Source organism: Enterovibrio sp. FF113, from assembly GCF_041439165.1.
GTDB lineage: Bacteria > Pseudomonadota > Gammaproteobacteria > Enterobacterales > Vibrionaceae > Enterovibrio > Enterovibrio norvegicus_A.
The window spans coordinates 43,478-55,134 of record NZ_JBGONO010000004.1 but is presented as its reverse complement, the minus strand read 5'-3'; the positions used below and the strand labels follow the sequence as shown (position 1 = coordinate 55,134).

Here is an 11,657-nt window from a genome sequence, read left to right as displayed (position 1 = left end):
GCAGGCGCGCTTGCTTTTCAGCCTGTGCTTTCGCATCGGCTTCCGCTTGTAGGCGCGCTTGCTTTTCAGCCTGTGCTTTCGCATCGGCTTCCGCTTGTAGGCGCGCTTGCTCTTCAGCCTGTGCTTTCGCATCCGCTTCCGATTTCAAGCGAGCTTGTTCTTCAGCCTGTGTTTTCGCATCCGCTTCCGCTTGCAGGCGAACTTGTTCTTCAGCCTGTGCTTTTGCATCCGCTTCCGCTTGCAGGCGAACTTGTTCTTCAGCCTGTGCTTTCGCATCCGCTTCTGCTTGCAGGCACGCTTGCTCTTCGGCCTGTGCTTTCGCATCGGCTTCCGATTTCAAGCGGGCTTGTTCTTCAGCCTGTGCTTTTGCATCCGTTTCCGCTTGCAGGCGAACTTGTTCTTCAGCCTGTGCTTTCGCATCGGCTTGCGCTTGCAGGCGCGCTTGCTCTTCAGCCTGTGCTTTCGCATCCGCTTCTGCTTGCAGGCGCGCTTGCTCTTCAGCCTGTGCTTTCGCATCGGCTTCCGCTTGCAGGCGAGCTTCTTCTTCAGCTTGTAAACGGGCTTGCTCAGCCTGTTGTTCTTGTTCGTCGTTCTTTCGGCCGAAACCCAGCCAGGACATAAATCCGCGTTTCTTTTTTTCTGCCATTGGCAAATCCTAAAGCATGATTGGTACAATCAGCACGATGACATCGCGCTAATCTTAAACTGTGAGCACTGCGCCTTATAAATGCAGTGAGGTAACGGCGATGTATTACATACATTGCGGCGCAGAAAATTCGGCGAAAGAGGCCAAAACCCTTACGTCGCTGATCATTTTAAAAAGGGCAAGTTGACCTTGAAAATGCTGAGCCGTTACCGAACCGACATATACTAACACCTTCTTGGCGGTCAAAAAATCTATGGTAAGACGTAACCCTAAAAACCCTGCGAAACAACCTAACGGCAGGGGTAATCATCCTTCATCGAATGCAGGAGGCGGTTCTGGTTTTGTCCGCATTATTTCTGGAAAATGGCGAGGTCGCAAATTGCCAGTTAAGAACGTCGAAGGCCTTCGCCCTACAACAGATCGCGTGAAAGAAACGGTATTCAACTGGCTAGCGGCAGATTTATATCAAGCTAAATGCCTTGATGTGTTCGCAGGTAGTGGCGGTTTAGGGCTTGAAGCTTTGTCTCGTCAGGCTGATCACGTCACGTTACTAGAGCTTGATAAAGGTGCGGCGGCGCAAATCAATCTCAATCTAGCCACCTTGAATGCAGACAACGCGACCGTCCATAACATCGATGCCTTGCAGTACTTATCGCAAACCGGACAGCCATTTGATGTGGTCTTTATCGATCCACCGTTTCGTAAAGACTTGTTGAGTGACGTGTTGAACAAACTCGAGCACAATGGCTGGCTTAATAAGAACGCGTTGATTTACATTGAGGCAGAAAAAGAGCTTGGTGTGCCCGACGTTCCCGCGCATTGGGACATGATTAAGGAAAAGCATGCCGGACAAGTGAGCTTCCGGCTGTATCTAAGAGAGGAAAAATGAAAGCACTCATCTTTTTAGCAAAAGCGGCCATTGGCTTTGTCTGGTTGGTATTGATCACGAATATCATCTCGCCGTTTCCGGGTGTAGCCGCGATGGCACTGTATATTATGACCGCCTTTCTGTTCTGCATGCATGGCTTGCAGATGCTGATCTTTATCGGTGCATTCGGCGATAAAGTCTCCATGACTCGCTGGGAAAAATGGTCCATCCTGATATTTGGGATCTTCGCTCTGCTTGATATCCGCCGCAAGTACATGGTTGGTTGATATACCCAGCACTTAGAAGTGACATTGATACAAAAGATAAACAGCAAAAAGGCCTCTTCTGAGGCCTTTTTCGTTTCACGGTGTCTTTCTGCTCAGTAGCACTCGTTTAGTGCTGACAAATCCGCGCGTCATTCACCACTAACGAGCCTGCTTGTTCAAGAATCTTCTTCCTACGGCGCAAGAACACGAGAACTTCACTAAATGACAGCCCATTTTGGCTGCAAGTATGAAAACGTGCAGATGCACCCCATTGCCCGCTTACCCAGTCAACCAATGCTTGTTCAGACAAAGTTTGGGATTTGAGGTGGTTTAAGACTTCATGAACATGAATTGACACAGGCATAGCAACTCCACAAACGCACAACGATTAATCGGTCGTTATGGAAACACAGTCTTTGCTAGGCTGTTTTGATATGTCGCAAGATTAATCAGAATTCATCACGCGGTGTGCTGCATTGCCAGCACATCTCAAAGCTACCGCCATTTTCTTCTTGGCAGGATGGGCAGAACCACACACTTTCTGCCTGTGCTTCATACTGATGCAATGCAGATCGCGCTTTTTCTTCACGTAAGGTATCCACCCACAAAGTCACAGCAACCACATCGGCGGGAAGCTCGCCGGTGGCACTGGCGAGTGAGTCGCCTTTAAGCAGGACATCCATTCCCATGGATTCAAGCATTCCTTTCAGACTATGTGCCTCGAGTGAATTGCTTGCACTATACACTTGAATCCACGACATTAATGACTCCTCGCTACTACGGCATCACAGACAAAGTTATCAATCCCTGTGCGCAAAAATACGTGCTCATCACCAGCAATACTGAGGCGCGAAAAGGCCCTTTAAATCGCTCAAAGGCAAGAACGGTATCAGATACCATGAACAACAGTGCCCCACCAAACGCATATGCCGCCGTTTGCGAGTGTGCATTCATCCAAAATTCGCCTGCACCCCATGCCATCTGGGCGATCACGGCAATATAAATTCCAACAGGGATCAGCAAAGGCCCAAGATTAGGCAATAAAAGTAAGAAAACAATGACACTTGCCGCACCAATCAACGAGGGAAGCCACCATATCATGGGGCCATCAAACTGCTGCCAGAACGCAACACTATATAAAATATGCGCAATCAGAAAGCTCAATAGCCCTGGTATGAATCGGTCTTTGGGTAGCATCAAGAACACATCACCAAACAACGAAAATAACAGGCCAACTAAGATCAAATAAGTGTAAACATTCGTCTCTCCGCCCACCAAGGCGATCAGCATCATCAATAAAATAGTCAACGGTTTAAACAGATAAAACTGCCAACGCGGACCTTTGTAAGCAGCATTGATGTGCAGCAATCCTGAACAACAAACAGCAAGCCAACTCAACATGATCTCTTCCCTTACATTGCGAGCCAACCAAGTCTAGGGATGCAAGATGGAAAGTCCACCGCACATGTCTCAGAAAGCGAAGCTCGCATCAAAAGCAGGCACCATGACGATTTATATCCGAATAACGCCAGAGCCTGTTCGGCTTTCTCGATCTAAAGCCCTAACGTTACTCCGGTCTATCCCCTTAAAAAGGGTAAGCCTTAGAATATCAGGGGGCGTCTCGATTAAGAGATCAACGATGTATCTCTGTTGACTGTCGATACAATCAAAAAAAGCACCCAAATTGGATGCTCTATTGTTGTTTAGTGCCCGTCTTAGTTACCGATGATGTGACGCCAGTTTTCGATATAAAACCAAACCGCACCGACAGTGACAGCAAAAATCAGGAAGAGGGCAACGCGCCAGATCATGCGATTGCTACGAGGCTGTAGCTCTTTTTCGCATTGCTTGCAGGCCGATACAAAACCACGCATGTCGTCGACTTCATAGCCGTCTTCATGCACGGTTTTATTTCTGATGGTAGCCACAAAGCGCAATTTGGCGATCACATCATGTGGCAACCGCTCTTGGCAACTCGTCACCAACTCGTGAAGTCCTCGCCCTTGAGCGTGATAATGCTCTTTCAGCAAACGCTCCAGACGCCGACTTTGTCTCACAACAACAGCAATGTCATCCATGTAGGCCTCCTATAGGGCGGTGTCTTAGTACCCGCGATCGATGCTTTTCATTAGCTTACGTCATATCACCAAAAATGAGAAAACTCTTTAACTTCGTTTACATTCGCACCGATGCAAATACAGATAAGTGCGATCGATCACGAATTGTTTCTGGTGGCAGTATGTCTACTCCTTCTTCTGAAGTAGACTCTCGCTCGACATTTTACGGCCGGATTAAGGAGACAACCGTGCCCATTTCTCTGATTTTGCTCATGCTCGCCCTTGCGGTGGTTGCTGGTGTCTACTTTGTATTTACCTTCCAAAAGCATTCATTGGGACACGGCGCAGAAGATCGTGCGATCGACATCCGCATTCTTGATAAACAAGCCGTTTCTCTGCCAAGCCCAGATCAACACCAAGACCCAGAAGAATATTGGATCTATGTTGAGCCAATATCAGGCGGTCCGAAACGCGAATTCCAAGTGGGTATTCATTATTATCACGCCCTACAGCCCGGTGATTGTGGCACGCTAACATACCGCGGCGCTGACTTTGTTCACTTTGCTAAATTGCAAAGAATTAACTAATTAGGGCACTAACCACGCCGTCGCGCGCCACTTCGATAATCCGGCACTGGTCCAGTAAGACAAAACAAAAACGACCAATGTCACCAACGGGATGGCTAACCATGCCATCCCAAGAATCACATCACTTTCCCTCAGCGGCCAAAGAAAAATGGGATGGATCAGGTAAATGCCTAATGAGTGGCGACTAACAACCGTCACCCGCCTTTGCCATTTATCAGACACGTTGTCTGCCCATCGCTTACAAAGCACAAACACCATGGTGGCGATGAGCACAGTATTAATCGTCTTATAAGAGAACCAGCCCGCACTTGTGTATGCACCCTTTGCGACACTTTGTGAGATCGCTGTGTACTCGGTCGCCACCAACGCTAACACGCCCAAAAAGAGTAACAAGCCAAAAGGCACTTCACGCCGATGCAGCGCATAGCCCAGTAACAGATAGCCACCGAAAAGCACCAACTCTTCGACAAAACCCAGATCCACACCCATTAATCTTGCCACACACAGTCCCAGCCAAAGCGCCAATACGGTATTGAACATATCCGGCGCTTCTCGTTTCACTAAAGGACGGAGTACTGGAATCAGTAGATATAGCGGCAGGAAATAATAGAAAAACCCCAAGTGATAGTAAGTTTCTTTCACAGGAAATTGTGTCAATCGTTGTACGGTTTCCGACCAATTTACATTTTGTAACGATATTGCCGCGAGAATGGCATAAAAAACAGACCAGACCACAAAAGGCACAAACACTTTCATCACTCGCCGTTTAACAAAATACGAGGGTGAAAATGGCCGGGTGTCTGACAGCATCAATGCACCTGTAATCATAATGAATACGGGGACAGCCCAGCGACTTGCGCCGTTAATTCCAATGGCAGAAAGCCAGTCACTTTGTGGGATCTCGCCTGCGATGTAGCGATAAGGCCCCAAAACATGAATGGCGATCACTGCAATCGCAGCAACAACACGCAACAACTCGATATAAAAGACTTTTTTTTGCATTTCGGTTCCAGAAAGTGGGCGAAAATTCAATGGCGATGCCGTGATTGTAAACCCGTCGATAATTCCACCAAACCGAACAGAAAACAAACAACATATAATACCAAATGTTAATTTTATTTTAAATTATATAGCTGCATTAGTGCTATTTAATAGCACTACATATTGCAATTGACCGTTTAAATGCCCTAGCATGCTTTTCAGATTAAAGATGGATAGTTACCCAACATGGAGGAACTGATGCAGACATCAGCTTCGCAACATCAAAACGGCGGGAAGCCAAAGAAATCCTTTTTTTCCCGTTTTCTCGATACTGTAGAATTTCTCGGTAACCTTCTCCCTCACCCGGTCACCCTGTTTGCCATTTTGTGTGTGGTCATTTTCTTTGCATCGGGCATTGCGGGTTACTTTGGCATGTCGGTCACCGACCCACGCCCAGAAGGCACGGCGGGTCGTGCTGCTGATGGCATGATTTACGTTAAAAGTCTGATGAACGCGGAAGGCGTGCAGCTTATCGTGATGAATCTCGTGAAGAACTTCACCGGATTCGCCCCTCTAGGCACCGTATTGGTCGCCATGATGGGTGTCGCCGTTGCCGAGCATTCAGGTCTACTTTCCGCCACCATGCGCTCTTTAGTGATGGGGGCGTCTCAACGTATGGTGACCTTAACCGTCGTTTTCGCGGGTATCATCTCAAACACAGCATCGGAGCTGGGTTACGTGGTACTTATCCCACTCGCAGCCATGATATTCCACTCTCTGGGTCGTCACCCATTGGCGGGTCTTGCGGCAGCTTTCGCCGGTGTCTCGGGCGGTTATTCTGCCAACTTGCTGCTAGGTACGGTTGACCCACTGTTGTCTGGTATCACTGAAACCGCCGCACAAATGATTGACCCTGTGTACACGGTTGGCCCAGAAGCGAACTGGTACTTTATGTTTGCATCGACCTTCCTGATCACCATTTTGGGTGCCTTGGTTACTGAGAAAATTGTTGAGCCAAAGCTCGGCAAATACGATCAGTCCATGGCGGCAGAAGATTTCGAAGCCAAAGAAGCAGGCAAAGTCACTGACATTGAGAAGCGCGGTATGCGCAATGCAGGCATCGCGGCGCTTATCGTATCAGCCTTACTGGCGATGACCATCGTGCCGGAATGGGGCATTCTGCGTAACCCTGAAACGGGCTTAGTGGCAGGCTCTCCGTTCTTAAAAGGTATTGTTGCCTTCATTTTGGTGTTCTTTGCTATTCCAGGTTACGTTTACGGTAAAACCGTCGGCACCATGAAGACTGATCGTGACGTGATTGATGCGATGGCAAAATCCATCAGCGCCATGGGTCTTTACATCGTGCTGGTCTTCTTTGCCGCGCAGTTCGTGGCACTGTTTAAATGGACCAACTTCGGTCAGGTTATTGCCGTTGGTGGTGCAGACTTCCTGCAAAACATCGGTCTAACTGGCCCAATGTTGTTCTTCGCCTTCATCATCATGTGCGGCATCATCAACCTGACACTCGGTTCAGCGTCTGCGCAGTGGGCAGTGACCGCACCGATATTCGTGCCAATGCTGATGCTGGTTGGCTATGCGCCGGAAACCATTCAGGCGGCATACCGTATCGGTGATTCGGTGACAAACCTTATTACCCCGATGATGAGCTACTTCGGTCTTATTTTGGCGGTAGCCTCACGCTATAAGCGAGATTTAGGCATAGGGACACTGATCGCCACCATGCTGCCATACACGCTGGTATTCTTGTTAGGTTGGAGCATCTTCTTCTACCTGTGGGTATTCGTCGTGGGTATGCCAGTGGGTTCAGGCTCCGCCACGTACTTTAACTTCAGCCAGTAATGACTGCCGTGTAATGATGAAACAGCCAGCATTTGCTGGCTGTTTTTGTTTGTGACTATTTTTCCTTCGACAATGCCTTAACATAGGCGCCCTGTTTTCGCTGACAACTGGCGATATTCCTAACACATACCCGAGCACTTCTCGTGTGTCGTGATATGCTAAATAGAAACCCCGAACCGGAATGTACATGTCAATTGAACGCCCTTTTTTATTTTCTCGTGAAAACGAGTTAGCCACCACCATGGCTGAACAAGTTGCGCCATTTTGGGCAACACGTCAGCAAGGGCAGATCATTGGCCAAGAAGGCCTGCGTCTGCATTGGTGCGCCTTCACCAAGCCTGAGCACACCCGCGCTATCGTGGTGGTCAATGGCCGAATTGAAGCGACTGAAAAATATAAGGAAGTGTTTTTCGATTTGTTCCGTCAAGGCTATGACGTTTACAGTTATGACCATCGTGGACAAGGTCAGAGTCAACGTCTCGTCACAGGCAGTGACATCGGCCATGTGGTGGACTTTGAGCATTACGTTGACGACCTTGAAACCTTTGTCGATGAAATCGTCACGCAAAAGCCCCACCAGCAACGCATGATACTGGCGCATTCCATGGGCGGCGCGATCACCACCCTCTATGCAGCAAGAAAGCCGGCCGCCATTGACGCATTAGCACTCAGTGCCCCGATGTTTGGCATCAATCTTTCACCAACACTGAGAAAAGTGGCTAAGCCGCTGTGCCGTGCATTGTCAATCATCCAACATCCCGCTGGTTATGCGCCAGGCCAGGTTCCGTATTGGCTCAAACCGTTTAAGCACAACTTGCTGACTCACTCAGAAACTCGCTACCAGTGGTTTCGCAAGCTGTATGAAGATAATGAGACACTCAAAGTTGGTGGCCCGAGCAGTCAATGGATTTGGCAAAGTATGTCTGCCTGTGAACGCACGATTGAGGCGGCACGAATGATCGATATGCCGATGCTGGTGATGCAGGCGGCACGCGATGAAGTCGTGTGTAACCACACCATGTTCCATTTTCACCGTGAACGTCAGGCGCTCAATCTGCCTATCAAATTTGATATCGTGCCAAACTCTCGTCATGAATTATTGTTCGAAAAAGACGTGACACGCGACACGGCTCTTAACCTGTCCCTCTCCTTCTTCGATGCGCAATCGGCCGCACCACTTGAGCAAACCGCGTAATCGCTAAATTGCCAGTGAGAAACGAGTCAACCAGCAAATTTGTCGGTTATTTCGCCTAAACGGGAAAAAATAACCGACGATTTGATCCCTTTTCTTTCTTTCGCGCTTGGATACACTGAAGGGGTATTGAACACTCTTCTCTTCGACTTGAGGTACATATGTACAGAATCGTTGCGTCCGATCTCGACGGCACCCTGCTGACACCAGACCATAGCATCGCTCCTTATACTCGTGACGTCTTACAACGCCTGCATCAAAAGGGCGAGCATTTTGTTTTCGCAACCGGTCGTCACCACATCGATGTGGCACACATTCGCCAGAGCGTGGGCATTCCAGCATTCATGATCACCTCAAACGGTGCGCGCGTTCACGACGCGGATGACAACTTGGTTTTCAGCCGCAATGTCGAACCAGAAGTAATCACAGAACTGGTCAACATGATGAAGGACGATGAAACCGTCACGATTCATATCTATCGTGAGAACGATTGGTTACTGAACCGCGTTGACGAAGATTTAGCGAAATACCACAAAGATTCAGGTTTCAGCTTTACGCTGTTTGACCCAGAAAATCCGCCACTTGAAGACGTAGCGAAAATCTTCTTCATTCGTCATGATCATGATTACCTGACGGCCTATGAGAAGAAATTCATCGACACCTTCGGCGATAAAGTCAGCGTGGCTTTTTCTACGCCATTTTGTCTTGAAGTTATGGCCGCTGGTGTATCGAAAGGCGAAGCATTAAAAGCGGTTGCGGAAATCAAAGGCTTTAGCCTTGATGAATGTATCGCGTTTGGCGATGGCATGAATGACGTGGAAATGTTGAGTGCCGCGAAGAAAGGCTTGGTGATGGAAACTGCGCATCCACGCGTAAAAGCCACACTGCCTAACAACGAAGTGATCGGCAGTCATGCAGACGAAGCAGTGGCTCGCTATCTTGAAACACACCTGCTGTAACGCTGTGTTGGCTTGAAAAGCAATAATGTAAAGCGTGTGCTATAACAGATACATAAGATGCAGTACGGCAGCGATTCCCCCCGCTGCCGTTTTCTTTTTCAGTCACTTGACCTAATTCGCCAATTTAACTGACGCTACCCACGGCTACCTTTTGCGTGCTTCCGACATCGCAAGGATTTCGCTCCACTGCATCTCAGTGACGGGCATAATGCTGAGACGACTGCCTTTCTTGACCAGCGGCATCTCTTCCAACGCAGGGTTCGCTTTGATCCGCGCCAGCGACAAGTACGGCAGATGCTGACGATAGGCCACATCGACCATTATCCAACGTGGATTTTCCGGTGAGCTTTTGGGATCAAAATAAGGGCTTTCAGGGTCAAACTGAAAATGATCGGGATACGCGGCCTTCACCACTTCAGCGATGCCTACCACACCCACATCTTTGCACGAGGAGTGGTAGATGAACGCAAGATCGCCAACTTTCATTCCATCACGCATCATATTTCGCGCCTGATAATTGCGCACACCTTCCCAGCACGAGACCTTTTGCTGTTTTAAGGTGTCTATAGAAAAAGTATCAGGCTCGGTTTTTAATAGCCAATACGCCATAATCTCCCCATTGGTGTGAATGCCATCATCATGGTTTTACCCTTTTAGCCCATGAAAGAGAAGAGGAATCTCCGTTGCCAATTCCAAATCACCGCCTTCCAAAACTGCTGAGCCTCGCTGTTATTATTAGCCTGCTTTCTGCCTGCAGCCAATCACCATCTGGGCCCGTTGAACTGGGAAACTCTGATGATTTACAAACACAATCATCGCCTCAATCGGCACCAACGTCAGTCCCGCAACGTTTTATGCTACGTGGTGAAGTCACCTTGAGCCATGAAGTGCGTGCTATCACGCCGTGCGGCAGTAACAGCCAATACTGGCTGCAACTCGACCCATCACTTACACAGCAAGGCTTAGGCTTAAGCGCAAGCCCTTATCGCTCCATCTATGGAGAAGTCGTTGGCGAGTTGGTTGCGCCATCATCAGACGGGTTTGGAGCCGACTACCCTGCCACGTTCAAAGTCACGCAACTCAACCTGATGTCAGCAGAAATTGACGGCTGCCAACAACCCCGTGACCGCACAGTCGCTTCGGGCACGGAGCCTTTCTGGGGAGTGTCTGCTGAAAGCAATACACTGCAATTTAGTCGCTTAGGGCATAACAGCGAAAACGTCACGCTCACTGCTCGAGACATTAGTCCAGAAGCACGAATTTATCAGGCCGATGGCGCAACACTGACGCTCCGTCCTGAGCTTTGTAGCGATGGCATGAGTGACAGCATCTATGGCTGGACATCCAATTTCACCAAGGGCAAGCAATCATGGCACGGCTGCGCAACGTTATCGGCAGATGACCCCACCCAAGAGTGGGTCGGTAATTATCAAGGAGTCACCACACTTGGTGATACCCGATTGACGACCACAGTCACCCTGAACTCAGATCATTCTGCCACCACGCATTATCAGCAAGCCAATGAGCCAGAACTCATCGAAACAGGCATTTGGCAGCAAGTGAACGCCAATGCCGTGCAAGTCATGATGACTCGCCATCAAGGCCAGTACCTGGTGAGTGAACGTCTGTTTGAGCGAAATGGACTGACCCTGACTGCTGACAAAGAGATCGTCAATGGCCGCGAATACAGTCTCGGCGCGCAAGGGTTAACCTTGTCTTTGATGGTTGGCAGCAAAACAGACGCGACCAAAATGTCACAGGGTGTGGAAGGTTCAGCGGAGTTCAACCCAAAGGTTGATGCGGCGTTGAAAGCTTATTTGGGTGAGGCTGCTACCGAAGTAGTAGGCACACGTTATCGTTGGTTGAGCGAAGATCTCAACAACGATGGCAACAACGAATTACTGGTATTGACCGACTGGTGCGGCAGCGGTGGCTGCACCTTGTTAGTGTTTGCTAACCAAAACGGCGATTGGCGCTTCAACAGCCGTATAAGCTTGGTTCATCTCCCTTTCCAAATGAGTAATACGACGCACAATGGCTGGCGTGATTTGATCATGCCTGTCGGTGGCGGTGGCGCCAAAGCCTCCACCCGCGTGCTTCACTTTGACGGCAACCGTTATCCCTCAAACCCTTCGGTTGCCCCCGAGGTTAATCTGCCTGACGCTGCCGATACCTACCTGTTCTCAGATGGCATTTATCCGCAACAGGAAGGCGTTACGCTTAACTAATTGAACGGCGAGG

At 49.0% G+C, this 11,657-nt stretch carries 13 protein-coding genes and 1 pseudogene; 7 read left to right on the top strand and 7 right to left on the bottom strand.

The window, feature by feature from the left end; translation table 11 throughout:
* A pseudogene (locus ACED36_RS04195) lies at positions 1 to 646 on the bottom strand (signal recognition particle-docking protein FtsY); the annotation flags it as partial.
* A gap of 253 nt (positions 647 to 899) precedes the next feature.
* Between ACED36_RS04195 and rsmD the strand changes: the two are divergent.
* Positions 900 to 1,535, top strand: a complete 636-nt coding sequence (rsmD, locus tag ACED36_RS04190; protein WP_016960611.1) for a 16S rRNA (guanine(966)-N(2))-methyltransferase RsmD — start codon at positions 900 to 902, stop codon at positions 1,533 to 1,535.
* Positions 1,532 to 1,801, top strand: a complete 270-nt coding sequence (locus ACED36_RS04185; protein WP_016960610.1) for a DUF1145 domain-containing protein — start codon at positions 1,532 to 1,534, stop codon at positions 1,799 to 1,801. The genes rsmD and ACED36_RS04185 overlap by 4 nt, the downstream gene beginning before the upstream one ends.
* A gap of 106 nt (positions 1,802 to 1,907) precedes the next feature.
* Here the strand turns inward: ACED36_RS04185 and ACED36_RS04180 are convergent, their stop codons facing one another.
* From ACED36_RS04180 to ACED36_RS04165, 4 genes are all read right to left on the bottom strand, one after another.
* Positions 1,908 to 2,144, bottom strand: a complete 237-nt coding sequence (locus ACED36_RS04180; protein ID WP_016960609.1) for a YecH family metal-binding protein — start codon at positions 2,142 to 2,144, stop codon at positions 1,908 to 1,910.
* 85 nt (positions 2,145 to 2,229) lie between these two features.
* Positions 2,230 to 2,541: a DUF2007 domain-containing protein gene (locus tag ACED36_RS04175; RefSeq protein ID WP_016960608.1), complete on the bottom strand. Its 312-nt coding sequence runs from the start codon at positions 2,539 to 2,541 to the stop codon at positions 2,230 to 2,232.
* 16 nt (positions 2,542 to 2,557) lie between these two features.
* The gene (locus tag ACED36_RS04170; protein ID WP_371732851.1) at positions 2,558 to 3,181 is read right to left on the bottom strand and encodes a lysoplasmalogenase; all 624 of its coding nucleotides are present in this window, start codon (positions 3,179 to 3,181) and stop codon (positions 2,558 to 2,560) included.
* Positions 3,182 to 3,495: 314 nt separating this feature from the next.
* Positions 3,496 to 3,858, bottom strand: a complete 363-nt coding sequence (locus tag ACED36_RS04165; protein WP_016960606.1) for a hypothetical protein — start codon at positions 3,856 to 3,858, stop codon at positions 3,496 to 3,498.
* 227 nt (positions 3,859 to 4,085) lie between these two features.
* Between ACED36_RS04165 and ACED36_RS04160 the strand changes: the two genes are divergently transcribed.
* Complete coding sequence (locus tag ACED36_RS04160; protein WP_016960605.1) at positions 4,086 to 4,424, top strand: DUF2500 domain-containing protein; 339 nt, start codon at positions 4,086 to 4,088, stop codon at positions 4,422 to 4,424.
* On the opposite strand, the gene ACED36_RS04155 is transcribed toward ACED36_RS04160, so the two are convergent.
* Positions 4,425 to 5,426 (bottom strand): acyltransferase, encoded by a 1,002-nt coding sequence (locus ACED36_RS04155; RefSeq protein ID WP_371732850.1) that lies wholly within the window; start codon positions 5,424 to 5,426, stop codon positions 4,425 to 4,427. It lies immediately after the preceding gene.
* Between the two features lie 237 nt (positions 5,427 to 5,663).
* On the opposite strand from ACED36_RS04155, the gene ACED36_RS04150 reads away from it, so the two are divergent.
* From ACED36_RS04150 to ACED36_RS04140, 3 genes are all read left to right on the top strand, one after another.
* On the top strand, positions 5,664 to 7,265 hold the full coding sequence (locus tag ACED36_RS04150; protein ID WP_371732849.1) for an AbgT family transporter: 1,602 nt from the start codon (positions 5,664 to 5,666) through the stop codon (positions 7,263 to 7,265).
* A 187-nt stretch (positions 7,266 to 7,452) separates the two neighbouring features.
* Positions 7,453 to 8,460, top strand: coding sequence for an alpha/beta fold hydrolase (locus ACED36_RS04145; protein WP_371732848.1), 1,008 nt, complete (start codon positions 7,453 to 7,455; stop codon positions 8,458 to 8,460).
* A 158-nt stretch (positions 8,461 to 8,618) separates the two neighbouring features.
* Positions 8,619 to 9,416 carry a Cof-type HAD-IIB family hydrolase gene (locus tag ACED36_RS04140; protein WP_016960601.1) on the top strand — a complete coding sequence of 266 codons (798 nt, stop codon included), beginning with the start codon at positions 8,619 to 8,621 and terminating at the stop codon, positions 9,414 to 9,416.
* 144 nt (positions 9,417 to 9,560) lie between these two features.
* Here ACED36_RS04140 and ACED36_RS04135 read toward each other — a convergent pair whose 3' ends face one another.
* Entirely contained in the window at positions 9,561 to 10,025 is a 465-nt protein-coding gene (locus ACED36_RS04135; RefSeq protein ID WP_016960600.1) for an EVE domain-containing protein, read from the bottom strand.
* Between the two features lie 74 nt (positions 10,026 to 10,099).
* Here ACED36_RS04135 and ACED36_RS04130 point away from each other — a divergent pair, with 74 nt between their 5' ends.
* Positions 10,100 to 11,644 carry a COG3650 family protein gene (locus ACED36_RS04130; protein ID WP_016960599.1) on the top strand — a complete coding sequence of 515 codons (1,545 nt, stop codon included), beginning with the start codon at positions 10,100 to 10,102 and terminating at the stop codon, positions 11,642 to 11,644.
* Positions 11,645 to 11,657 lie beyond the last annotated feature (13 nt).

What these genes read in the sequence shown, in the direction of transcription:
- ACED36_RS04185 (WP_016960610.1), top strand. Translation starts at nt 1,532, where the DNA reads ATGAAAGCACTCATCTTTTTAGCAAAAGCGGCCATTGGCTTTGTCTGG.
- ACED36_RS04170 (WP_371732851.1), bottom strand. Translation starts at nt 3,181, where the DNA reads ATGTTGAGTTGGCTTGCTGTTTGTTGTTCAGGATTGCTGCACATCAAT.
- ACED36_RS04165 (WP_016960606.1), bottom strand. Translation starts at nt 3,858, where the DNA reads ATGGATGACATTGCTGTTGTTGTGAGACAAAGTCGGCGTCTGGAGCGT.
- ACED36_RS04145 (WP_371732848.1), top strand. Translation starts at nt 7,453, where the DNA reads ATGTCAATTGAACGCCCTTTTTTATTTTCTCGTGAAAACGAGTTAGCC.
- ACED36_RS04135 (WP_016960600.1), bottom strand. Translation starts at nt 10,025, where the DNA reads ATGGCGTATTGGCTATTAAAAACCGAGCCTGATACTTTTTCTATAGAC.
- ACED36_RS04175 (WP_016960608.1), bottom strand. Translation starts at nt 2,541, where the DNA reads ATGTCGTGGATTCAAGTGTATAGTGCAAGCAATTCACTCGAGGCACAT.
- ACED36_RS04150 (WP_371732849.1), top strand. Translation starts at nt 5,664, where the DNA reads ATGCAGACATCAGCTTCGCAACATCAAAACGGCGGGAAGCCAAAGAAA.
- rsmD (WP_016960611.1), top strand. Translation starts at nt 900, where the DNA reads ATGGTAAGACGTAACCCTAAAAACCCTGCGAAACAACCTAACGGCAGG.
- ACED36_RS04140 (WP_016960601.1), top strand. Translation starts at nt 8,619, where the DNA reads ATGTACAGAATCGTTGCGTCCGATCTCGACGGCACCCTGCTGACACCA.
- ACED36_RS04155 (WP_371732850.1), bottom strand. Translation starts at nt 5,426, where the DNA reads ATGCAAAAAAAAGTCTTTTATATCGAGTTGTTGCGTGTTGTTGCTGCG.
- ACED36_RS04180 (WP_016960609.1), bottom strand. Translation starts at nt 2,144, where the DNA reads ATGCCTGTGTCAATTCATGTTCATGAAGTCTTAAACCACCTCAAATCC.